20 protein-coding genes and 2 pseudogenes are annotated in these 22,802 nt (G+C 60.7%); 15 read left to right on the top strand and 7 right to left on the bottom strand.

What is annotated here, in order from left to right:
- Positions 1 to 124: 124 nt before the first annotated feature.
- On the top strand, positions 125 to 472 hold the full coding sequence (kfrB, locus tag Tharo_RS17460; RefSeq protein ID WP_011600643.1) for an IncP plasmid survival protein KfrB: 348 nt from the start codon (positions 125 to 127) through the stop codon (positions 470 to 472).
- A 70-nt stretch (positions 473 to 542) separates the two neighbouring features.
- A complete protein-coding gene (locus Tharo_RS17455; protein ID WP_063255253.1) occupies positions 543 to 1,109 on the top strand; it encodes an IncP plasmid survival protein KfrC family protein in 567 nt (188 codons plus the stop codon).
- A gap of 49 nt (positions 1,110 to 1,158) precedes the next feature.
- On the opposite strand, the gene Tharo_RS17450 is transcribed toward Tharo_RS17455, so the two are convergent.
- From Tharo_RS17450 to Tharo_RS17440, 3 genes are read right to left on the bottom strand one after another with little or no spacing between them, the layout of a single operon-like run.
- Positions 1,159 to 1,599 (bottom strand): traM protein, encoded by a 441-nt coding sequence (locus tag Tharo_RS17450; protein ID WP_011600641.1) that lies wholly within the window; start codon positions 1,597 to 1,599, stop codon positions 1,159 to 1,161.
- A complete protein-coding gene (locus tag Tharo_RS17445) occupies positions 1,599 to 2,324 on the bottom strand; it encodes a nucleotide-binding protein (protein ID WP_011600640.1) in 726 nt (241 codons plus the stop codon). The genes Tharo_RS17450 and Tharo_RS17445 overlap by 1 nt, the downstream gene beginning before the upstream one ends.
- Positions 2,324 to 2,713 carry a TraK family protein gene (locus Tharo_RS17440; protein ID WP_011600639.1) on the bottom strand — a complete coding sequence of 130 codons (390 nt, stop codon included), beginning with the start codon at positions 2,711 to 2,713 and terminating at the stop codon, positions 2,324 to 2,326. The genes Tharo_RS17445 and Tharo_RS17440 overlap by 1 nt, the downstream gene beginning before the upstream one ends.
- Positions 2,714 to 3,052: 339 nt before the next feature.
- On the opposite strand from Tharo_RS17440, the gene traJ reads away from it, so the two are divergent.
- The 10 genes and pseudogenes from traJ to Tharo_RS17390 all read left to right on the top strand — a co-directional run bounded on the left by traJ (position 3,053) and on the right by Tharo_RS17390 (position 16,155).
- Positions 3,053 to 3,427, top strand: a complete 375-nt coding sequence (traJ, locus tag Tharo_RS17435) for a conjugal transfer transcriptional regulator TraJ (protein WP_011600638.1) — start codon at positions 3,053 to 3,055, stop codon at positions 3,425 to 3,427.
- Positions 3,428 to 3,458: 31 nt separating this feature from the next.
- The gene (gene traI, locus Tharo_RS17430; RefSeq protein WP_011600636.1) at positions 3,459 to 5,681 is read left to right on the top strand and encodes a TraI/MobA(P) family conjugative relaxase; all 2,223 of its coding nucleotides are present in this window, start codon (positions 3,459 to 3,461) and stop codon (positions 5,679 to 5,681) included.
- On the top strand, positions 5,678 to 7,582 hold the full coding sequence (locus Tharo_RS17425; protein WP_011600635.1) for a type IV secretory system conjugative DNA transfer family protein: 1,905 nt from the start codon (positions 5,678 to 5,680) through the stop codon (positions 7,580 to 7,582). The genes traI and Tharo_RS17425 overlap by 4 nt, the downstream gene beginning before the upstream one ends.
- On the top strand, positions 7,579 to 8,115 hold the full coding sequence (traF, locus tag Tharo_RS17420) for a conjugative transfer signal peptidase TraF (RefSeq protein ID WP_011600634.1): 537 nt from the start codon (positions 7,579 to 7,581) through the stop codon (positions 8,113 to 8,115). The genes Tharo_RS17425 and traF overlap by 4 nt, the downstream gene beginning before the upstream one ends.
- A gap of 14 nt (positions 8,116 to 8,129) precedes the next feature.
- The gene (locus Tharo_RS17415) at positions 8,130 to 10,205 is read left to right on the top strand and encodes a DNA topoisomerase III (protein ID WP_011600633.1); all 2,076 of its coding nucleotides are present in this window, start codon (positions 8,130 to 8,132) and stop codon (positions 10,203 to 10,205) included.
- 4 nt (positions 10,206 to 10,209) lie between these two features.
- Positions 10,210 to 10,593, top strand: a complete 384-nt coding sequence (locus Tharo_RS17410; RefSeq protein ID WP_011600632.1) for a hypothetical protein — start codon at positions 10,210 to 10,212, stop codon at positions 10,591 to 10,593.
- Between the two features lie 3 nt (positions 10,594 to 10,596).
- Positions 10,597 to 14,304 (top strand): zincin-like metallopeptidase domain-containing protein, encoded by a 3,708-nt coding sequence (locus tag Tharo_RS17405; protein ID WP_011600631.1) that lies wholly within the window; start codon positions 10,597 to 10,599, stop codon positions 14,302 to 14,304.
- Positions 14,305 to 14,459: 155 nt separating this feature from the next.
- Positions 14,460 to 14,528: pseudogene (locus Tharo_RS18020) on the top strand (hypothetical protein); the annotation flags it as partial.
- Positions 14,529 to 14,602: 74 nt separating this feature from the next.
- A pseudogene (locus Tharo_RS17395) lies at positions 14,603 to 15,286 on the top strand (DNA-binding domain-containing protein); the annotation flags it as partial.
- Positions 15,244 to 16,155, top strand: a complete 912-nt coding sequence (locus Tharo_RS17390; RefSeq protein WP_065897011.1) for a DMT family transporter — start codon at positions 15,244 to 15,246, stop codon at positions 16,153 to 16,155. The pseudogene Tharo_RS17395 and the gene Tharo_RS17390, both read left to right, overlap by 43 nt.
- 31 nt (positions 16,156 to 16,186) lie before the next feature.
- Here the strand turns inward: Tharo_RS17390 and tet(A) are convergent, their stop codons facing one another.
- Positions 16,187 to 17,386: a tetracycline efflux MFS transporter Tet(A) gene (gene tet(A) / locus Tharo_RS17385; RefSeq protein WP_000804064.1), complete on the bottom strand. Its 1,200-nt coding sequence runs from the start codon at positions 17,384 to 17,386 to the stop codon at positions 16,187 to 16,189.
- A gap of 105 nt (positions 17,387 to 17,491) precedes the next feature.
- Between tet(A) and tetR(A) the strand changes: the two genes are divergently transcribed.
- From tetR(A) to istB, 3 genes are all read left to right on the top strand, one after another.
- Positions 17,492 to 18,142, top strand: a complete 651-nt coding sequence (tetR(A), locus tag Tharo_RS17380) for a tetracycline resistance transcriptional repressor TetR(A) (RefSeq protein ID WP_000164043.1) — start codon at positions 17,492 to 17,494, stop codon at positions 18,140 to 18,142.
- 363 nt (positions 18,143 to 18,505) lie between these two features.
- Positions 18,506 to 20,029, top strand: coding sequence for an IS21-like element IS1326 family transposase (gene istA, locus Tharo_RS17375; protein WP_001324342.1), 1,524 nt, complete (start codon positions 18,506 to 18,508; stop codon positions 20,027 to 20,029).
- Positions 20,016 to 20,801 carry an IS21-like element IS1326 family helper ATPase IstB gene (istB, locus tag Tharo_RS17370; protein WP_000983249.1) on the top strand — a complete coding sequence of 262 codons (786 nt, stop codon included), beginning with the start codon at positions 20,016 to 20,018 and terminating at the stop codon, positions 20,799 to 20,801. The genes istA and istB overlap by 14 nt, the downstream gene beginning before the upstream one ends.
- A gap of 175 nt (positions 20,802 to 20,976) precedes the next feature.
- Here istB and Tharo_RS17365 read toward each other — a convergent pair whose 3' ends face one another.
- From Tharo_RS17365 to Tharo_RS17350, 3 genes are all read right to left on the bottom strand, one after another.
- Positions 20,977 to 21,477, bottom strand: a complete 501-nt coding sequence (locus Tharo_RS17365) for a GNAT family N-acetyltransferase (RefSeq protein WP_000376623.1) — start codon at positions 21,475 to 21,477, stop codon at positions 20,977 to 20,979.
- Between the two features lie 127 nt (positions 21,478 to 21,604).
- Positions 21,605 to 22,444 (bottom strand): sulfonamide-resistant dihydropteroate synthase Sul1, encoded by an 840-nt coding sequence (sul1, locus tag Tharo_RS17355; RefSeq protein ID WP_000259031.1) that lies wholly within the window; start codon positions 22,442 to 22,444, stop codon positions 21,605 to 21,607.
- A complete protein-coding gene (locus Tharo_RS17350; RefSeq protein WP_000679427.1) occupies positions 22,438 to 22,785 on the bottom strand; it encodes a quaternary ammonium compound efflux SMR transporter QacE delta 1 in 348 nt (115 codons plus the stop codon). Before Tharo_RS17350 ends, sul1 begins: the two co-directional genes overlap by 7 nt.
- Positions 22,786 to 22,802: the final 17 nt, after the last annotated feature.

Here is a 22,802-nt window from a genome sequence, read left to right as displayed (position 1 = left end):
AGCGCGCCCCGGCAACATGGATAAAAGCCGGCCTCGAACTGCCGAGGTCGGCTTTTTCTGTTGTGGCGTATGGAGGTGCCAACATCCCATTTTTAACCAGCAGTACCAACGATAGGAGTGTCCAATGAAACAACGCCTATTGGTCATGAACGGGCAGCGCATCGTTCAGACCGAGCAAGGAGGCGCGTGGACAAACGAGAAGGTGGATAAGGCCGGCGCACTCAAGCCAGGCATTTACAACCTGTACATGGCGAAGGAAGCCGACAAGGGCCAGAAGCATGACGGGATGATCGTCCACTCGGACAGTAGAAGCGTGTACCAGCAAATCGGGAAAAATTTTGTCATGCACGACCGGCAAAATTTCGATAAAGTACCAGAAGTAGGAGCATCAAAGAGTATTAGTTACGACGCCCAGGGCAAGGCCGTGGTGGCCGCCGAAGCCGCAAAACTTAGCCGAGGGCGATCCCGATAATTTTTAGCGGCTAAAGGAGGCTTCCTTGAAAAACCCAGCATTCCGACGCGACAGCAACACCCCGGCACCCATCCGGTCGGGTCGCAGCGCAGCCGCTACGAGCGGCGGCGAAGAGTTGCTAGAGGCTGCCCAGGAGATAGAACGCGAGCAGCAGGCGGCCTTGGAGGCCGCCCCTATCGAGCAGACCTATCAAGAGGCGCTGGCCATCTATGTCCAGTCGAAGTTCGCCCAGGTGGAGCACATAGAGGATCGCCTAGAAAACCTGATCGACCGGCAACAAGCCCGCTTGCAGCAGGCCCAGGCCGGAAAGCCGGGATTCTTGGCACGACCAGGTACACGGCAGGCGTGGCAGACCAACCAGGCGCAGCAGCAGGCGCGTTTACAGGTTCTGCATACGCGCCTTGAGGTCGTCCGCGAAATCAAGGAAGGCATGGGCATCCACGCGCCCAAGATCGAAGAGCTGGCCACGCGCAAGATGCGCGCCGAGCGTCCCGACTTAGCTTCGGATTGGGATGCGATGCGCGAAGCAGCACGCCGACACCAGGCGCTTACGCGCAAGCAGGAGCAGGAACGAAAGCAGGCCCAGGAACAACGACTAGGACGGTCGCAGTCTTTGGGGTTGTCCCGCACCGTATAAGAAAAAGCCCGGCACTGCCGGGCTTTTTCTTGAGCGCATGAAGCCGGGCCTACATCGAGGCCCACAAGGCCAGCGCCGCAGCCAGAACAGCCAGGCCGGCGGCGGCCATGTTCAGCATCGACACGCGGCGCGCTTCCCGGATCGAGCCGGCCAGCTTTGCCGCGCTGGCGTCAAACTCGCGCTGGACGGCTTCGGCTGCCGCATTCGCGCCGTCCTTCATCCCCTGCGCCATTGCCTCTTTGGAGGCCGCCAGGGCCGCGTTAAGCGTCCTTTCGGCCTTTCCCTTGGAGTCCTCACCCCAGCGGTGCGCAATCGCTTCCAGCTCCGATTTGAAGCCTTCCAGGATTTCTTGCTGGGCCGCTTGGCTGTCCTGCATCAAACGATCATTGATCGTTTGCAGTACCAGGATCGGGTCATCGCGGCTGACGGCGATGCCGTGCCGTGCCGCAATGGCCTTGATGGTTTCCTCGATCTTGTCGTCGCTGGCCATTAGAGCACCGCCGCGTTTTCAAGCTGCTGGAAAAGCTGCGATTTCACGATCTTGAGCCGCTGCCGCGTCATGATCGTAAGGGCCGAGTCCGCCAGGGCTTCATCGAATGTCCGGCGTTCCTGGAGCATTTCCGAGAAGTCGCGGCCGTAGGTTTCTTCCTTGAGGGCCGGAATCTGGATGATGGCCGATACCCGCGCCTTGTTGTCGGTGTACGCCTTCATTTTCTCGAAGCCCTTGCCTTCATGCTCGATTGGCCCCCAATACGGGTTCAGCCAGACCACGAACACACATTCGGCCGGAAACTGCCGTGCGAGCGTGCTAAAGCCGTTCAGGGTGTCCAGGAAGGCTTGGCCGCCGGTGACAACCGTATGCACTACCAGTTCGTGGCCCATTTCTTGGAGCAACGCCGGCACCTGGTTGCCGATCAAGTAGCTGGACAGCGGCACGAACGAGCTGGCCCCGTTGTCGATGATGACGTCGTTTTCGGTCGAGGCGATTTGTTCCACCAGGGCATCGAAGTTCCTGGTGTTGATTTCGTCGCCATCCATGATGTTCAGGCGCTGGACGTTCAGCGCCCGATACCCCTCAAAGGTGCTGTTGACCGGATCGGTGTCGATGCAAAGCGGCTTCTGCCCCTTGCTGACTTTGTACTGGGCAATCGCGGCCGCAATCATCGACTTGCCGACGCCGCCCTTGCCTTGCAAGACCATGTGAATTTTCGCCATTACAGTAAATCCTCTTTGTTCGGTTTCGGGTTGAAGTTGAAGCCACCAATGGATGGCGCTTCTGCCTTCGGTTCTTGTGGTGCGTCGGTTTTCGCCTTGGCCTTCGGTGCTGGCTTGTCAGCCTTCACCTGGTCGGCCGGCGGCTTTGCGGGTGACGTTTCAGCGTTTCGGATGAGTCGGTTCACGTAGCCGATAAAGGCGTCATACCCGAACTCGATCTTTCCTTCATCGCGCAAGGTGTCCCAGATCACCTTGACTGGCCAGCCATCGTCCAGGGCCTTCCTCACATCGTCCCGAACTGCCAGGAACGATGCCCGGTTCTTCCCGGTTCGACTCGGTTGCTTGGCACTCACCCGCTGGGCAATGCGTTCTGAAAGGCTCTTAGCCATAACGATTTTTCATCCTTCATCAATCCGATTCCTTCCCGATTTTAGGTCGATTGGAGCACTACAGCCACGATTCTAGCGCAACTATGGCCGGTTTCGCTATATCGTTGATGCAATCGGGCCTGTTTTGAGGCAAAATCGCTAGTAAATCGAAGGTGAATCTGATTTCATTCTTGGCGTTAACGTCGCCGTAAGGCGGGCAGGATGGGTGAAGTTAGCTAACCGGCAAGCCGGTTATCTATCTTCACTGTCCCTTATTCGCGCCGGGGGCACTCAACGGGAATCCTGCTCTGCGAGGCAGCCGGCTACCGCCGGCAAAGAAGCAACAACCGAGGTTGGACGATGGAGAAAGACGAAAAGCAAACAGGCCGGAAGCGCCGCCACCACCTGCGGGTGCCGGTGTTCCCGGACGAGAAAGAAGAGATAGAACGCCAAGCCCGACAAGCCGGCTTGAGCGTTGCGCGCTACTTGCGCGAAGTCGGCCAGGGTTACGAAATCAAGGGCATCACAGACTACGAGCGCGTGCGCGAGCTGGCCCGGATCAATGGCGACCTTGGCCGCCTTGGCGGCCTGCTGAAACTCTGGCTGACCGATGACGCGCGGACGGCGAAGTTTGGCGAGGCAACCATCTTGGCGCTGCTGGGCCGGATCGAGGCTACCCAGGACGAAATGGGGCGCGTCATGAAAGCCGTGGTACGGCCGAGGGCCGAACCATGACTTTAGCCGCTAAAAAAACCGGAGGCCGCCAGTGATTGCCAAGCACGTCCCCATGCGGTCGCTTGGCAAGAGCGACTTTGCCGGCCTGGTGCAGTACATCACGGACGCGCAGAGCAAGACCGAGCGGCTGGGTTTGGTCACGTTGACGAACTGCCAGGCCGGCACCGTACAGGCCGCCACGGACGAGGTGCTGGCCACGCAGCACATGAACACCCGAGCGACCGGCGACAAGACCTTTCACCTGCTGGTGAGCTTTCGCGCTGGCGAGAAGCCCGACGCCGACACCCTCAAGGCGATTGAAGAGCGTATTTGCGCGGGGCTGGGTTATGGCGAGCATCAACGAATCAGTGCCGTGCACCACGACACCGACAACCTGCACATCCACATCGCCATCAACAAGATTCACCCGACGCGCAACACGATGCACGAACCCTTCCAGTCCTATCGGACGTTAGGCGAGTTGTGCGAAGTCCTGGAACGGGACTACGGGCTGGAAAAAGACAATCACACCCCGGCGCGCAGCATCGCCGAAGGCCGGGCGGCCGACATGGAACGACATGCCGGCGTGGAAAGCCTGGTCGGATGGATCAAGCGCGAATGCTTGGAAGAGATCAAGGCCGCGCAGTCCTGGACGGAACTGCACCAAGCGTTGCAGGCCAACGGTCTAGAGCTGCGAGCAAAAGGCAATGGTTTCGTGATCGAAGCCGGCGACGGCACCCAGGTCAAGGCAAGCACAGTAGCCCGCGAACTTTCCAAACCGAAGCTGGAAGCGAGGTTTGGCCCGTTCGAGGCATCGCCCGAACGGCAAGCGCAAACCAAAGCGAAGCGGCAGTACCAGAAGAAGCCGGTACGCCTGCGGGTCAATACCACCGAGTTGTACGCCAGGTATAAGGCCGACCAGCAAACCTTGGCGGCCGCGCAGCGGGCGGCCCTGGACAAGGCAAGGCAGAGCAAGACCAGGAAGGTCGAGGATGCGAAGCGATCCAGTCGCTTGCGGCGTGCTGCCATCAAATTGATGGGGGGGAAGGCGGCGACCAAGAAGCTGCTGTATGCCCAGGCGAGCAAGGCGCTGCGCGACGAAATCCAGGCGATCAACAAGGAACACCAGCGCGAGCGCCAGGGCTGCTACGACGAGCATAAGCGGCGCACATGGGCCGATTGGCTCAAGAAGGAAGCCTTGCAGGGCAATGCCGAGGCGCTGGCCGCCCTGCGCGCCCGAGAGGCCGCCCAGGGCCTCAAGGGCAACACCGTCGAGGGCCAGGGCCAGGCCAAGCCCGGACATGCGCCCGTGGTGGACAACATCACGAAGAAGGGAACGATCATTTTCCGCGCTGGCAAGACTGCCGTGCGGGATGACGGCGACAAGCTGCAAGTGTCCCGCGAGGCCACCCGCGAGGGCTTGCAGCAGGCCCTTCGGCTGGCAATGGAACGCTACGGGAGCCGCATCACCGTCAACGGCACCACCGAGTTCAAGGCGCAGATCATCCGTGCCGCCGTCGATTCACAACTACCCATCACGTTTGCCGATCCGGCCCTTGAAAGCCGGCGTCAGGCGCTTTTGAAGAAGGAGAACACCCATGACAGACCCCAACAAGATCGAGGACGAACTGGACGCGGCACTGGCCGCCCTGGATCAAGACCCGCTGCCGACAACGACGCTGCCCGATCCAGCGTCAACGCCGACCGAGGCGGCCGCGATCCAGCAGGAAGGGTTCACGCCACCGGACAGCACCGGAAGCCCGACATTGGACGCATTGGAAGAGTCCCGCCGCCCCAAAGCAAGAACCGTTTGCGAGCACTGTCCAAACTCGGTGTGGTTCGCATCGCCAGCGGAAGTGAAGTGCTATTGCCGCGTGATGTTCCTGGTCACATGGAGCAGCAAGGAACCCAACCAGATAACGCACTGCGACGGGGAGTTTCTAGGCCAGGAGGAAGGCTAGAAGCCGGGCCGCAATACAAGCCGGAGCAGGTCAAGGCAATGGATAAATACATTGCCGAACGCGAAGGCAAACGGCTAAAAGGTTTCGATATACCGAAACACTCGCGTTATACTGCCGGGGATGGCGCGTTGTCGTTTGCCGGTATGCGGAACGTCGAAGGCCAGACCTTGGCCCTGGTGAAGCGTGGCGATGACGTGTTGGTGATGCCCATCGACCAGGCCACCGCCAACCGCTTGAAGCGCATTGCCGTTGGCGATGCCGTTTCGATCACACCCAAAGGCTCGATCAAAACGTCGAAAGGAAGGAGCAGATGAAAATAAAGATGAACAACGCAGTTGGCCCGCAGGTACGTTCTGCGAAGCCCAAGGCCGGCAAGCTGCTGCCAACGCTGGGCGTTTTGTCGCTGGCCGGCGGCCTGCAAGCCGCTACGCAGTATTTCGCGCACACGTTCGACTACCAGGCCAGTCTTGGCGGCCACATCGGCCATATCTATGCGCCCTGGTCGATCCTGCAATGGGCGTCGAAGTGGTACAGCCACTATCCCAACGAAATCATGAGCGCCGGCAGTGTCGGCATGTTGGTTTCCACCGTTGGACTGCTGGGCGTGGCCATCGCCAAGGTGGTTGCCTCGAATACGTCCAAGGCAAACCAGTTCCTGCACGGATCGGCCCGCTGGGCCGAGAAGAAGGACATTCAGGCCGCCGGCCTGCTGCCCCGGCCGCGCACCGTCCTGGAAGTCGTGACCGGCAAGGAAGAGCCAACCGCTACCGGCGTCTATGTCGGCGGCTGGGAGGACAAGGACGGTTCGTTCTATTACTTGCGTCACAGCGGCCCGGAGCATGTCTTGTGCTACGCGCCGACGCGCTCCGGTAAGGGTGTCGGCTTGGTTGTCCCGACCATGCTTTCGTGGCCGGCCAGCGCCGTCATTACCGACCTCAAGGGCGAGTTGTGGGCCTTGACCGCCGGATGGCGCAAGAAGCACGCCAAGAACAAGGTGCTGCGCTTCGAGCCGGCTTCATCGAACGGCGGGATTTGCTGGAACCCACTGGACGAAATCCGGCTGGGCACCGAATTTGAAGTGGGCGACGTTCAGAACCTTGCCCAGCTCATCGTTGACCCGGACGGCAAGGGCCTGGACTCCCATTGGCAGAAAACCGCGTTTGCCTTGCTGGTCGGCGTGATCCTGCACGCGCTTTACAAGGCCCAGGCAGACGGCACCTATGCGACCTTGCCATCGGTCGATGCCATGCTGGCCGATCCCAACCGCGACGTTGGCGAGTTGTGGATGGAAATGGCGACCTATGGCCACGTTGACGGCCAGAATCACCATGCCATCGGATCGGCGGCCCGCGACATGATGGATCGGCCCGAGGAAGAAGCGGGTTCGGTGCTGTCCACCGCGAAATCGTACCTGTCCCTGTACCGCGATCCAGTTGTGGCCCGCAGCGTGAGCAAGTCCGAGTTCCGCATCAAAGACCTGATGCACCAGGACGACCCGGCCAGCCTCTACATCGTCACGCAACCCAACGACAAAGCCCGCCTGCGCCCGCTGGTGCGAATCATGGTGAACATGATCGTGCGCCTGCTGGCCGACAAGATGGACTTCGAGAACGGCCGGCCGGTCGCGCATTACAAACACCGCCTGCTGATGATGCTGGACGAGTTCCCGAGCCTTGGGAAGCTGGAAATCCTGCAAGAGTCGCTGGCTTTCGTCGCCGGCTACGGCATCAAGTGCTACCTGATTTGCCAGGACATTAACCAGCTCAAGAGCCGCGAAACCGGCTACGGCCACGACGAGACGATTACCAGTAACTGCCACGTCCAGAACGCCTATCCGCCCAACCGTGTCGAGACTGCCGAACACCTTTCGCGGCTGACCGGCCAGACCACCATCGTCAAGGAACAGATCACGACCAGCGGCCGACGCACGGCCGCGATGCTGGGCCAGGTGTCGCGCACGTTCCAGGAAGTGCAGCGCCCCTTGCTGACCCCCGATGAATGCTTGCGTATGCCAGGGCCGCGCAAGTCGGCCACCGGCGAGATTGAGGAAGCGGGCGACATGGTTGTGTACGTGGCCGGCTATCCCGCGATCTACGGCAAACAGCCGCTTTACTTCAAAGACCCGGTATTCCAGGCCAGGGCCGCAATTCCGGCCCCGAAGGTCAGTGACAAGACCATCCACGTCCAGGACGCAGGGCAGGGGATCACGATATGAAGAACGTGGCGAAACGCATCACCGTAGGCGTGGCCATCGCCGGCGCGGCCGTCCTGGTGCTGGGCGCGGCCTGCTATGCCGCCGGTGCCCGCATCAACACGACCAAGAGCATCCCAGTCGGCCTGTACTGGACAACCAGCGCGCCGGTGGAGAAGGGCGCTTACGTGCTTTGGTGCCCGCCGAAAGCGGGCGTGTTCGATGACGCCAAGGAAAGGGGTTACATCGGGGCCGGCTTCTGCGCGGGCGGGTACGGCTACATGATGAAGCGCGTTTTAGCCGCTAAAAGCGACACCGTGACCGTCACTGATGACGGCGTGCGGGTGAATGGCGAGCTGCTGCCCTTGAGCAAGCCGATCAAGGCCGATTCCGCTGGCAGGCCATTGCCGCGTTTCCAGGCCGACCGCTACACGCTGGGCAATTCCGAGGTGCTGCTTATGTCGGACGTAAGCGGCACTTCCTTCGATGGCCGTTACTTCGGGCCAATCAATCTTTCGCAAATCAAGACCGTGATTCGTCCGGTCATCACCTGGTAGGGAAGGGGATCACCATGCGACTTTTCATCGCTGAAAAACCATCCGTAGCAAAAGCCATTGCCGAGGCGCTGGGCGTCACAAGCAAAGGCGACGGCTACATCGAGTGCGGCACCGACAAAATTACCTGGTGCTTTGGCCACATGCTGGAACAGGCCGAGCCGGACGAGTACACGCCGGACGACGTGCCGCGCAACAAGGCCGGCAAGAAAATCTGGCGCATCGAAGAGCTGCCCATCATCCCGGAAACGTGGATTCTGCGGCCAAAGGACGATGCCAAGAAGCAGCTTGCCGTAATCGGCAAACTCATCAAGGAAGCGGGCGAAATCGTCAACGCCGGCGACCCCGACCGCGAAGGTCAGTTGCTGGTCGATGAAGTGCTGCACCACTTCAAGGCCAACAAGCCGACGCGCCGTTTTTGGGTGTCGGCTCAAGACACCGTAACGGTCAAGCGTGGCTTGGCCGCGCTGAAAGAGAACAACACCTATCGCGGCTGGGCTGATGCGGCCCGAGGGCGCGCACGCGCTGACTGGCTGATCGGCATGAACCTTTCCCGCGCCTACACCCTGCGGGCGCAGCGCGGCGGTTCCAGGGCCTTGCTGACCGTGGGCCGCGTGCAGACCCCGACGCTGGCCCTGGTTGTGAATCGTGACCGCGAAATCGAGGCGTTCAAGCCCGTTCCGTACCACACGATCCGGGCCGCGATCCAGCATGAAGGCGGCACGTTTATGGCCGCCTGGAAGGCGAAGGAGGATCAAGCCGGCCTGGACAGCGAAGGCCGCCTTGTCGATACCGCCGTGGCCGATGCCCTGGTGGCCAGCATCAAGGGCCAGCCAGGCAGCATTGCCGAGTACAAGCAGGAAGCGAAGAAGCAGAACCAGCCGCTGGCGTTCGCGCTGTCCGACATTACGGTACTGGCGTCAAACAAGTACGGGTACAGCGCCGAGGACGTGCTGAATACCTGCCAGTCGCTTTATGAAACGCACAAGCTGACCAGCTACCCGCGAACCGACTGCGCCTACCTGCCCGAGTCGCAGCACGCCGACGCCGCCAACGTGCTCGATGCCGTCAAGCATGTGAACCCGGAGCTGGCCGGCCTGGTCGATGCCGCCGATCCGCGCATCAAGTCAAAGACCTGGAACGATTCCAAGATCACCGCGCACCACGGCATCGTGCCGACCATGCACAAGGGCAACAAGGCCGGCTTGAGCGAGCGCGAGCGCAACATCTATGAATTGATCGTGCGGGCCTACATCGCGCAGTTCTACCCACTGCACGAATACATGCAGACCACCGTGGGCGTGGACGTGGCCGGCGAGACGTTCGCTGCCAGCGGCAAGGTAGTCACGAAAAACGGCTGGCGTGACGTGTACGACCAGGCCGACGAGGACACCGACAAGGAGCAGGACGACAGCGATAGCCAGCGCCTGCCGACGATGAAGCAAGGCGACGGCGTGACTTGCACGGATGCGAGCCGCAAGGATTCCAAGACGAAGCCACCGCAGCGGTTCACCGAGGGCACGCTGACCCGCGCAATGGAGAACATCCACAAGTTCGTGGCCGACGCCGAGCACAAGAAGATGCTGCGCGAAGGCGATGGCATCGGCACTTCCGCAACCCGCGCTTCGATCATTGCCGAGTTGAAGCGGCGCGAGTTCCTGGAAACCAAGGGCAAGCAAATTATCAGCACCACCTTGGGCCGCAGCGTGATCGACGCGCTGCCCGAAGTCGTGAAAAGTCCGGTTCTCACCGCGCTTTACGAACGCATGTTGAAGGGCATCGAGCAGGGCACCGCCGAGCTGGCCGCGTTCATCACGAAACAAGAATCCTTCATCCGCGACCAGGTGGCCAAGGCCAACACCGGGGCCGTGTCCATCGCCGGCGGTAAAGAAGCCGCGCCAGTGTCCACCCTGCACAAGTGCATGGCGTGCGGCACCGGCCTTTCGCGCCGGCCGAGCAAGAAGAAGGGGCATTTCTGGTGGGGATGCAGCAACTACCCCGCTTGCAAGCAGACCTATCCCGACCTGAAAGGCCGGCCCGACTACAGCAAGGGCCGCAGCGGCCCCGCAGATTCAACCACCGACAAGGAGTAACGCCATGACTGACCCGAAGAACCAAACCAACACCGATACCACGGCCGAGCTGCCGCCGGTCGATGACTACGCCAGCGCCACCGAGGCGCTGCGCGAAAAGCTGACCGATGCGCAGACGCCCGGCTACCAGGCCGAGTTCGACCCCGAGGAAGCCGAGCGCGCCGGCGCTTTCGTGGAGGATGCCTTGAGCGAAGAGGACGCCGCCGACAGCAATGCCGACCTGGTGGACGTGCTGGGCGAAGAGCAGCCCGGTTTCCTGGACGACGAAGGCCCCAGCGCGGAAATCCCGACCTTCATCACGCGCACCAATGCCCGCGAGCGGTTCGGCATGGAGCCGGGCGAGACGGTGCCCGAGGCCATCGCCAGGCACAACGCCAAGGAGGGTTGATAGATGGCCATGACCAAGGCTGAAGCCGAAGGGGTAGCGCGGTTGTTCTTGACCGACTACCCCGGCGCGCTTGAGCTGGCCTACAAGTTCCGCGACAACACGGCCCAGCTTTACGGGCCGCGTGCCGTGGAAGTGCCCCAGGACATGAAGGGCGGCTATCTGCCGAAAGAGACGATAGCCCCCAACGGACGCACCTATCGGGGTCGCGTGGACATTCCCCTGGAAAACGTCCAGGACGCCCGCGACTTGCTCATTACGTTGCGCCATGAGGTTCTAGGGCACTACGGGGCCAACACCTTCGCACCGGCCGAGAAGCGGGCCTTGCTCGATGGCGTGATCGCCGGCCGCGAAGAACCAACGCTCAAGCCGCTATGGGATGACATCAACGAACGCTATGCCGGCACATCGCTGGACATGCGCGCCGAGGAAGTCATTGCCCTGCAATCCGAAGGCATCGCACCACGTCACCACGTTGGCAACGACCAGGTGCAACAGCGAGGCCAGCAATCCTTCAAGGAAACCTGCATCGCCCGTGTCCGGCCGATGGGGGCCGACGACCTGCACAACATCGTGTGCATGGTCGCCCAGGGCCTGCACGACCGCACCAGGACACAGCAGACATTCCCGGAGATCAACGAACTATTCAGAAGGGACAACACTATGGAACCGAAGAAGCCGTTTCATGAAGTGGTGGCCGAAAAGCTGATCGAACAGCTCAAGGCTGGCACCGCGCCGTGGCAAAAACCGTGGCAACCAGGCGAACCTAATTCGCTGATGCCGATGAACCCCACCACCGGCAAACGCTACAAAGGCATTAACGCAATTCACCTGATGGCCCAAGGCCGGGATGACTCGCGCTGGATGACCTACAAGCAGGCGGCGGCCGCCGGCGCACAGGTGCGCAAGGGCGAGAAAGGCACGCCCGTTCAATACTGGAAATTCAGCGAAGAGCAAGACAAGCTGGATGACCAGGGCCGGCCGGTGCGCGATGCGAACGGCGAGAAGATCAAGGAAACCGTCCAGCTCGAACGGCCCCGCGTGTTCTTCGCTACCGTTTTCAACGGCGAGCAGATCGACGGCCTGCCGCCGCAGCAGATCAAGCCCAAGGCAGAACAGCAGTGGGATGCCGTGGAGCGGGCCGAACACATCCTGCAAGCGTCCGGGGCGAAGATCACCCACGCGGCCGGGGATCGGGCTTTCTATCGGCCTTCGACCGACAGCATCACCCTGCCGGAAAAAAGCCAGTTCGAGAGCGCCGACCGCTACTACGCGACGGCCTTGCACGAGCTGGGACATTGGACTGGCCACCCTTCGCGCCTCGACCGTGACCTTGCCCATCCGTTCGGATCGGAGGGGTACGCCAAGGAAGAATTGCGGGCCGAGATTTCTTCGATGATCGTGGGCGACGAGCTGGGCATTGGCCACGACCCCGAGCAGCACGCCGCTTATGTCGGTTCCTGGATCAAGGCGCTGCAAGACGATCCGCTGGAAATTTTCCGCGCCTCATCCGACGCCGAGAAAATCCATGATTACGTGCTGGCCTTCGAGCAGGTGCAGGTGCAGGAGCAAGACCAGGCCCAGCAGCAAGAAAAGGAGCTGGCCATGCAACCAACCAACATCGACAACCTGCCCGGCCGCCTGGTGGATCGGCTGGCCGACAACGGCATCATGTCCCGGCCTGATGCCGAGGTCACAAGCGCGCTGCGCGACTTGCACACTGGCACCGAGGCGACCAGGGCAATCGACATTCAGGCGCTGAACGAAGCCAGCGAAAAGGCATTTGGCTTCACGCTGCCCGCTGACTGGATCGGCCAGGTGCAAGTCCAGGGCAACGTCATGGAAGGCGAAGGCGACGATCAGCACGTCACTTCGGCCGCATCCCTTGGCGTTGAACCGCAGTTCTATGGGGTGTATGCCCGCCGGGAAGATGGCACGCACCAATGGCTTGCTGACTTCGACGGCGAACAGCAGGCCGACGAGCTGGCCCAGCGCCTGGCGGCGGTCGATGCCTACGCCGAAGTGAACGATGTTGAGCGAGCGGCGAAGCTGGCCCGCGTCCATGAAGAGCGGGTGCGCCGCGATCCGAACAGCACCGACGAGGACATTTCAGCCGCTAAAGAAGCACGCAAAGACGCTGAAATGACCGTGATGCTGAACGACCAGGACTTGCAGAATCGCATTGCCGAGCATGAGCGCGAGCAGCAGGAGCAGGCCCAGGGCGCGACGGCTGCGCCGGCGCAGCAGAAGGCCGAACGCGAGTACATCAACGTGCCTTTCAAGGAAAAAGACGAGGCCAAGGGACTCGGGGCACGCTGGGATCGTCAGCAACAGTCCTGGTACGTGCCGCCGGGCGTCGATACCGCACCGTTTGCCAAATGGGCGCAGGGAGCCGCTACAGCGGCCGCAGAGCCACAGGCGGCCCAGCAGGCCACCCAGGGCCAGGAGCAGGCGCAGAAGCCCGCACAGGCCCGCCAGTACCTTGCCGTGCCCTATGCCGAGCGTGGCGAGGCCAAAGCGGCCGGCGCGCTTTGGGATAAGGCGGCGAAGTCCTGGTATGCCGGCCCGCGTGCCGACATGGCCAAGCTGGAACGCTGGAACCCCGACAACGTATCGGCCCAGCAAGGGCCGGCTATGACGCCAAGGGAAGAGTTCGCGCAAGCCATGCGCAGCGCCGGCCTATTCGTCGGCCAGCGACCGGACGGCGACCATCCAATCATGGACGGCAAGAAACATCGCGTGCCGGTGGACGGCGGCAAGTCTGGAACCCTGGACGGCTTCTATGTCGGGCACCTGGACGGCCACCCGGCCGGCCGGATCATCAACAACAAGACCGGCACGGACATTACCTGGAAGAGCAAGGGCTATGCCTTGAGCGACGAGGAAAAGGCCAAGCTGCAAGCCGAGGCCGCGACCAAGCTGGCCGAGCGCGAGGCCGCACAGGAGCAGGCGCACGAAGCCACGGCCCAGCGTGTCGGCCGTCAGATGGCCACCCTTGCGCCCATCGAGCAGCCGACGCCGTACCTGGAAGCCAAGGGCATCAAGCCGCAGGCGGGCGTGCTGACCGACAAGGAAGGCCAGAAAACCTACATTCCGGTGTTCGATGCGGACGGCAAGCAATGGGCGATGCAGTACATCCAGGAGGACGGCACCAAGCGGTTCGCCAAGGACAGCAAGAAGGAAGGATGCTTTCATCCGGTCGGCGGCATGGATGCCTTGGCCGCAGCGCCGGCCCTGGTCATTTCCGAGGGCTATGCCACAGCGGCGAGCAATTCCGAGGCGCTGGGCTTTGCCACGGTCGCGGCGTTCGACTCGGGCAACCTGCCCCACGTCGCCCGCGCACTGCATGAGAAGTACCCGGACAAGCCCATCATCATCGCCGGCGACGACGACAAGGCCCAGGAGCTGGAACGCGGCTACAACCCCGGCCGGGCCAAGGCCGAGGAAGCCGCAAAGGCAGTAGGTGGCAAGGCCATCTTCCCGATCTTTGCACCGGGCGAGCAGGCCGGCGATCCCAAGGGCTTCACCGACTTCAACGACTTGGCCAACAAGAGCGAGCTGGGGCGCGAAGGCGTACAGCGTCAGGTCAGTACGGCCGTGGGCAAGGTGCTGGTCGATGTTGGCCAGCAGGAGAAGGCGCAGAGGATCGACCAGGAACAGAAGCGCGAGCAGAAACAGGAGCAGCGGCCGAGGCGGGCCGCCAAGATCGGATAACAGCACGACCGCCCTACTTCGCCGCCCCGCACTCCGGGGCGGTTTTTTTTGGCCTGCGCACCAGGTCGGAGATCCACGGCTAGATCCCCGCCGGCGAGATCCACAACGAGATCCACCCGGCCCCGTTGCATGGCCCAAAACAACCTAGCCAATTTGATGTCATTTTCAGAAGACGACTGCACCAGTTGATTGGGCGTAATGGCTGTTGTGCAGCCAGCTCCTGACAGTTCAATATCAGAAGTGATCTGCACCAATCTCGACTATGCTCAATACTCGTGTGCACCAAAGCGAGGTGAGCATGGCGACGGACACCCCACGGATTCCAGAACAAGGCGTGGCCACTCTGCCTGATGAGGCTTGGGAGCGTGCGCGCCGTCGTGCGGAGATCATCAGTCCGTTGGCGCAGTCGGAGACGGTCGGGCACGAAGCGGCCGATATGGCGGCTCAGGCGCTGGGCTTGTCTCGGCGCCAGGTATACGTTCTGATCCGGCGTGCCCGGCAAGGCAGCGGCCTCGTGACGGATCTGGTGCCCGGCCAGTCCGGTGGAGGTAAAGGTAAGGGGCGCTTGCCGGAACCGGTCGAGCGCGTCATCCACGAGCTACTGCAAAAGCGGTTCCTGACCAAGCAGAAGCGCAGCCTAGCGGCCTTTCACCGCGAAGTCACTCAGGTGTGCAAGGCTCAAAAACTGCGAGTGCCGGCGCGCAATACCGTGGCCTTACGGATCGCTAGCCTTGACCCGCGCAAGGTCATCCGCCGGCGGGAAGGCCAGGATGCCGCTCGTGACCTACAAGGTGTGGGCGGCGAGCCTCCTGCCGTGACCGCGCCGCTGGAGCAGGTGCAGATAGACCATACGGTCATCGACCTGATCGTGGTCGATGACCGCGACCGGCAACCTATTGGCCGCCCGTACCTGACCCTCGCCATCGACGTGTTCACCCGCTGCGTGCTCGGCATGGTCGTCACGCTGGAAGCGCCGTCTGCCCCGATTTATTGTTCACAGCGATAGCACCTGCCATTTGGGGCAGCACCTACATTGTCACCACCCAATACCTGCCGAACTTCTCACCGATGACGGTCGCGATGCTGCGGGCGTTGCCGGCGGGTTTATTGCTCGTGATGATCGTCCGACAGATTCCAACGGGAATCTGGTGGATGCGCATCTTCATCCTCGGCGCACTTAATATTTCGCTATTCTGGAGCTTGTTGTTTATTTCGGTCTACCGCCTGCCGGGCGGGGTCGCGGCGACGGTAGGCGCTGTGCAGCCGCTGATGGTCGTGTTCATCTCTGCCGCTCTGCTAGGTAGCCCGATACGATTGATGGCGGTCCTGGGGGCTATTTGCGGAACTGCGGGCGTGGCGCTGTTGGTGTTGACACCAAACGCAGCGCTAGATCCTGTCGGCGTCGCAGCGGGCCTGGCGGGGGCGGTTTCCATGGCGTTCGGAACCGTGCTGACCCGCAAGTGGCAACCTCCCGTGCCTCTGCTCACCTTTACCGCCTGGCAACTGGCGGCCGGAGGACTTCTGCTCGTTCCAGTAGCTTTAGTGTTTGATCCGCCAATCCCGATGCCTACAGGAACCAATGTTCTCGGCCTGGCGTGGCTCGGCCTGATCGGAGCGGGTTTAACCTACTTCCTTTGGTTCCGGGGGATCTCGCGACTCGAACCTACAGTTGTTTCCTTACTGGGCTTTCTCAGCCCGGGGACCGCCGTGTTGCTAGGATGGTTGTTCTTGGATCAGACGCTGAGTGCGCTTCAAATCATCGGCGTCCTGCTCGTGATCGGGAGTATCTGGCTGGGCCAACGTTCCAACCGCACTCCTAGGGCGCGTATAGCTTGCCGGAAGTCGCCTTGACCCGCATGGCATAGGCCTATCGTTTCCACGATCAGCGATCGGCTCGTTGCCCTGCGCCGCTCCAAAGCCCGCGACGCAGCGCCGGCAGGCAGAGCAAGTAGAGGGCAGCGCCTGCAATCCATGCCCACCCGTTCCACGTTGTTATAGAAGCCGCATAGATCGCCGTGAAGAGGAGGGGTCCGACGATCGAGGTCAGGCTGGTGAGCGCCGCCAGTGAGCCTTGCAGCTGCCCCTGACGTTCCTCATCCACCTGCCTGGACAACATTGCTTGCAGCGCCGGCATTCCGATGCCACCCGAAGCAAGCAGGACCATGATCGGGAACGCCATCCATCCCCGTGTCGCGAAGGCAAGCAGGATGTAGCCTGTGCCGTCGGCAATCATTCCGAGCATGAGTGCCCGCCTTTCGCCGAGCCGGGCGGCTACAGGGCCGGTGATCATTGCCTGGGCGAGTGAATGCAGAATGCCAAATGCGGCAAGCGAAATGCCGATCGTGGTCGCGTCCCAGTGAAAGCGATCCTCGCCGAAAATGACCCAAAGCGCGGCCGGCACCTGTCCGACAAGTTGCATGATGAAGAAGACCGCCATCAGGGCGGCGACGACGGTCATGCCCCGGGCCCACCGGAACGAAGCGAGCGGGTTGAGAGCCTCCCGGCGTAACGGCCGGCGTTCGCCTTTGTGCGACTCCGGCAAAAGGAAACAGCCCGTCAGGAAATTGAGGCCGTTCAAGGCTGCCGCGGCGAAGAACGGAGCGTGGGGGGAGAAACCGCCCATCAGCCCACCGAGCACAGGTCCCGCGACCATCCCGAACCCGAAACAGGCGCTCATGAAGCCGAAGTGCCGCGCGCGCTCATCGCCATCAGTGATATCGGCAATATAAGCGCCGGCTACCGCCCCAGTCGCCCCGGTGATGCCGGCCACGATCCGCCCGATATAGAGAACCCAAAGGAAAGGCGCCGTCGCCATGATGGCGTAGTCGACAGCAGCGCCGGCCAGCGAGACGAGCAAGACCGGCCGCCGCCCGAAACGATCCGACAGCGCGCCCAGCACAGGTGCGCAGGCAAATTGCATCAACGCATACAGCGCCAGCAGAATGCCATAGTGGGCGGTGACGTCGTTCGAGTGAACCAGATCGCGCAGGAGGCCCGGCAGCACCGGCATAATCAGGCCGATGCCGACAGCGTCGAGCGCGACAGTGCTCAGAATTACGATCAGGGGTCTGTTGGGTTTCACGTCTGGCCTCCGGACCAGCCTCCGCTGGTCCGATTGAACGCGCGGATTCTTTATCACTGATAAGTTGGTGGACATATTATGTTTATCAGTGATAAAGTGTCAAGCATGACAAAGTTGCAGCCGAATACAGTGATCCGTGCCGCCCTGGACCTGTTGAACGAGGTCGGCGTAGACGGTCTGACGACACGCAAACTGGCGGAACGGTTGGGGGTTCAGCAGCCGGCGCTTTACTGGCACTTCAGGAACAAGCGGGCGCTGCTCGACGCACTGGCCGAAGCCATGCTGGCGGAGAATCATACGCATTCGGTGCCGAGAGCCGACGACGACTGGCGCTCATTTCTGATCGGGAATGCCCGCAGCTTCAGGCAGGCGCTGCTCGCCTACCGCGATGGCGCGCGCATCCATGCCGGCACGCGACCGGGCGCACCGCAGATGGAAACGGCCGACGCGCAGCTTCGCTTCCTCTGCGAGGCGGGTTTTTCGGCCGGGGACGCCGTCAATGCGCTGATGACAATCAGCTACTTCACTGTTGGGGCCGTGCTTGAGGAGCAGGCCGGCGACAGCGATGCCGGCGAGCGCGGCGGCACCGTTGAACAGGCTCCGCTCTCGCCGCTGTTGCGGGCCGCGATAGACGCCTTCGACGAAGCCGGTCCGGACGCAGCGTTCGAGCAGGGACTCGCGGTGATTGTCGATGGATTGGCGAAAAGGAGGCTCGTTGTCAGGAACGTTGAAGGACCGAGAAAGGGTGACGATTGATCAGGACCGCTGCCGGAGCGCAACCCACTCACTACAGCAGAGCCATGTAGACAACATCCCCTCCCCCTTTCCACCGCGTCAGACGCCCGTAGCAGCCCGCTACGGGCTTTTTCATGCCCCGCGGCCGCCGGCGTTGTGGATACCTCGCGGAAAACTTGGCCCTCACTGACAGATGAGGGGCGGACGTTGACACTTGAGGGGCCGACTCACCCGGCGCGGCGTTGACAGATGAGGGGCAGGCTCGATTTCGGCCGGCTGTTGAGTTGCATCTAAAATTGACCCACTTAGGGTAAAGATTTGCGTCGAAATTTGACCCACGTATGACACTGTTTCCCGTCTGGATATGGCGGGAGAAATCAAGGAGTGATAAACGTGGCGATATTGAGCGCAATTCGACGCTGGCATTTTCGCGATGGTGCGTCGATTCGGGAAATAGCCCGACGAAGCGGCCTGTCCAGGAACACCGTTCGCAAGTATTTGCAAAGCAAGGTGGTTGAACCGCAGTACCCAGCGCGAGACAGCGTTGGCAAGTTAAGTCCTTTTGAGCCCAAGTTAAGGCAGTGGCTCTCCACCGAGCACAAAAAGACAAAGAAGCTGCGCAGAAACCTGCGCAGCATGTACCGGGATTTGGTCGCTTTGGGCTTTACCGGGTCTTATGACCGAGTGTGTGCCTTTGCCCGACAGTGGAAAGATTCCGAACAGTTCAAGGCGCAAACCTCGGGCAAGGGTTGTTTCATCCCCTTGCGCTTTGCTTGTGGCGAAGCCTTCCAATTCGATTGGAGTGAGGACTTTGCCCGCATAGCGGGCAAACAGGTCAAACTTCAGATTGCCCAGTTTAAGTTGGCCCACAGCCGGGCCTTTGTGCTTCGGGCTTACTACCAGCAAAAACATGAAATGCTGTTTGATGCCCACTGGCATGCCTTTCAAATCTTCGGTGGCATTCCCAAGCGCGGCATCTACGACAACATGAAGACCGCTGTGGATTCGGTGGGGCGTGGCAAAGAGCGCAGGGTCAATCAGCGGTTCACTGCCATGGTCAGCCACTACCTGTTTGATGCGCAGTTCTGTAATCCAGCATCGGGTTGGGAGAAAGGCCAGATTGAGAAGAACGTGCAGGATTCCCGCCAACGCCTGTGGCAAGGGGCACCAGACTTTCAAAGCCTTGCTGATTTGAATGTGTGGCTTGAGCATCGCTGCAAAGCGCTGTGGTCTGAGCTGCGCCACCCCGAATTGGACCAAACCGTGCAAGAGGCCTTTGCCGATGAACAAGGCGAGTTGATGGCGCTACCCAATGCCTTTGATGCATTCGTGGAGCAAACCAAGCGAGTCACTTCAACCTGCCTTGTTCACCACGAGGGCAATCGCTACAGCGTTCCTGCCAGTTACGCCAACAGGGCCATCAGCCTTCGGATTTATGCAGACAAGCTGGTGATGGCTGCCGAAGGCCAACACATTGCCGAGCATCCAAGATTGTTTGGCAGTGGCCACGCTCGGCGTGGCCACACACAATACGACTGGCACCATTACTTGTCTGTGCTTCAGAAGAAACCTGGGGCGTTGCGCAATGGTGCGCCATTTGCTGAATTGCCACCCGCGTTCAAGAAGCTTCAATCCATCTTGCTGCAACGCCCCGGCGGTGACCGTGACATGGTGGAAATTCTGGCCCTTGTATTGCACCACGATGAAGGTGCGGTACTCAGTGCTGTGGAATTGGCATTGGAGTGTGGCAAGCCATCGAAGGAGCATGTGCTTAATCTGTTGGGACGTTTGACCGAAGAACCTCCACCCAAACCGATTCCAATTCCCAAGGGGTTAAGGCTGACATTGGAACCACAGGCCAACGTGAACCGCTATGACAGTTTAAGGAGAGCCCATGATGCAGCATGAAGGCCATGTGAGAATCCTCAAATCCTTGAAACTCTTTGGCATGGCACACGCCATTGAGGAGTTGGGCAATCAGAATTCACCAGCATTTAATCAAGCCTTGCCCATGCTGGACAGCTTGATTAAAGCTGAAGTGGCAGAGCGTGAAGTACGTTCGGTGAACTATCAATTGCGGGTGGCCAAGTTCCCCGTGTATCGGGACTTGGTGGGCTTTGACTTCAGTCAAAGCCTGGTTAATGAGGCCACGGTCAAACAATTGCACCGGTGCGACTTCATGGAACAAGCCCAGAACGTGGTGCTGATTGGTGGGCCAGGCACAGGCAAGACTCACCTGGCCACAGCCATTGGTACACAAGCAGTGATGCACTTGAACCGACGGGTGCGTTTCTTCTCCACCGTGGATTTGGTCAATGCACTGGAGCAAGAGAAATCATCTGGGCGTCAGGGACAAATCGCAAACCGTCTGTTGTATGCCGATTTGGTGATTCTGGATGAGCTGGGATATTTGCCTTTTAGCCAAACCGGTGGGGCACTGCTGTTTCACCTGCTCTCAAAGCTGTACGAAAAAACCAGCGTGATACTGACCACCAACTTGAGCTTCTCGGAATGGAGCCGAGTGTTTGGCGATGAAAAGATGACAACAGCGTTGTTGGACCGACTAACCCACCACTGCCACATCCTGGAAACCGGCAATGAAAGTTACCGCTTCAAACACAGTTCAACTCAGAATAAGCAGGAGGAAAAACAGACCCGCAAACTGAAAATCGAGACATAATTCTGACAACAAGGGGTGGGTCAAAATTCAATGCAAATCCCGGGTCAAATTTGGGTGCAAATCAACAGATATCGACAACCTCTCGCGCAACCAAGACATCGCGGTCGGACTGCAAGTGATCTTGAAGCCACGGGCCCGTCCCACCCCGACATGGACCTCGATGCCCGAACGGACGTTAGATTTCGAGTTCTAGGCGTTCTGCGATGAAGGTTGGATCCCAGCCGGGATTGAAAGTGTCGACGTGGGTGAATCCGAGCCGCTCGTATAGGCCACGCAGGTTCGGGTGGCAGTCGAGCCGCAGCTTGGCGCACCCCTGCGTTCGCGCGGCATGGCGGCAAGCCTCGATCAGCGCGGAGCTGACACCCCGGCCCGCATGTGTCCGTCGCACCGCGAGCTTGTGCAGATATGCGGCCTCCCCCTTGAGGGCGTCGGGCCAGAACTCGGGATCCTCGGCCGACAAGGTGCAACAGCCGACGATGCCGTCGCTGCAACTCGCGACTAGGAGCTCGGATCTCAGGACGAAGGTCTCCGCGAATGTCCGGTCGATCCGCGCGACGTCCCAGGCGGGCGTTCCCTTGGCGGACATCCACGCCGCAGCGTCGTGCATCAGCCGCACAACCTCGTCGATATCACCCGAGCAGGCGACCCGAACGTTCGGAGGCTCCTCGCTGTCCATTCGCTCCCCTGGCGCGGTATGAACCGCCGCCTCATAGTGCAGTTTGATCCTGACGAGCCCAGCATGTCTGCGCCCACCTTCGCGGAACCTGACCAGGGTCCGCTAGCGGGCGGCCGGAAGGTGAATGCTAGGCATGATCTAACCCTCGGTCTCTGGCGTCGCGACTGCGAAATTTCGCGAGGGTTTCCGAGAAGGTGATTGCGCTTCGCAGATCTCCAGGCGCGTGGGTGCGGACGTAGTCAGCGCCATTGCCGATCGCGTGAAGTTCCGCCGCAAGGCTCGCTGGACCCAGATCCTTTACAGGAAGGCCAACGGTGGCGCCCAAGAAGGATTTCCGCGACACCGAGACCAATAGCGGAAGCCCCAACGCCGACTTCAGCTTTTGAAGGTTCGACAGCACGTGCAGCGATGTTTCCGGTGCGGGGCTCAAGAAAAATCCCATCCCCGGATCGAGGATGAGCCGGTCGGCAGCGACCCCGCTCCGTCGCAAGGCGGAAACCCGCGCCTCGAAGAACCGCACAATCTCGTCGAGCGCGTCTTCGGGTCGAAGGTGACCGGTGCGGGTGGCGATGCCATCCCGCTGCGCTGAGTGCATAACCACCAGCCTGCAGTCCGCCTCAGCAATATCGGGATAGAGCGCAGGGTCAGGAAATCCTTGGATATCGTTCAGGTAGCCCACGCCGCGCTTGAGCGCATAGCGCTGGGTTTCCGGTTGGAAGCTGTCGATTGAAACACGGTGCATCTGATCGGACAGGGCGTCTAAGAGCGGCGCAATACGTCTGATCTCATCGGCCGGCGATACAGGCCTCGCGTCCGGATGGCTGGCGGCCGGTCCGACATCCACGACGTCTGATCCGACTCGCAGCATTTCGATCGCCGCGGTGACAGCGCCGGCGGGGTCTAGCCGCCGGCTCTCATCGAAGAAGGAGTCCTCGGTGAGATTCAGAATGCCGAACACCGTCACCATGGCGTCGGCCTCCGCAGCGACTTCCACGATGGGGATCGGGCGAGCAAAAAGGCAGCAATTATGAGCCCCATACCTACAAAGCCCCACGCATCAAGCTTTTGCCCATGAAGCAACCAGGCAATGGCTGTAATTATGACGACGCCGAGTCCCGACCAGACTGCATAAGCAACACCGACAGGGATGGATTTCAGAACCAGAGAAAGAAAATAAAATGCGATGCCATAACCGATTATGACAACGGCGGAAGGGGCAAGCTTAGTAAAGCCCTCGCTAGATTTTAATGCGGATGTTGCGATTACTTCGCCAACTATTGCGATAACAAGAAAAAGCCAGCCTTTCATGATATATCTCCCAATTT

The sequence above is a fragment of the Thauera aromatica K172 genome (assembly GCF_003030465.1).
Taxonomy (GTDB): Bacteria; Pseudomonadota; Gammaproteobacteria; order Burkholderiales; family Rhodocyclaceae; genus Thauera; species Thauera aromatica.
Note: the sequence above shows the minus strand (reverse complement) of the source record. Positions and strands in the feature narration are given on the sequence as shown.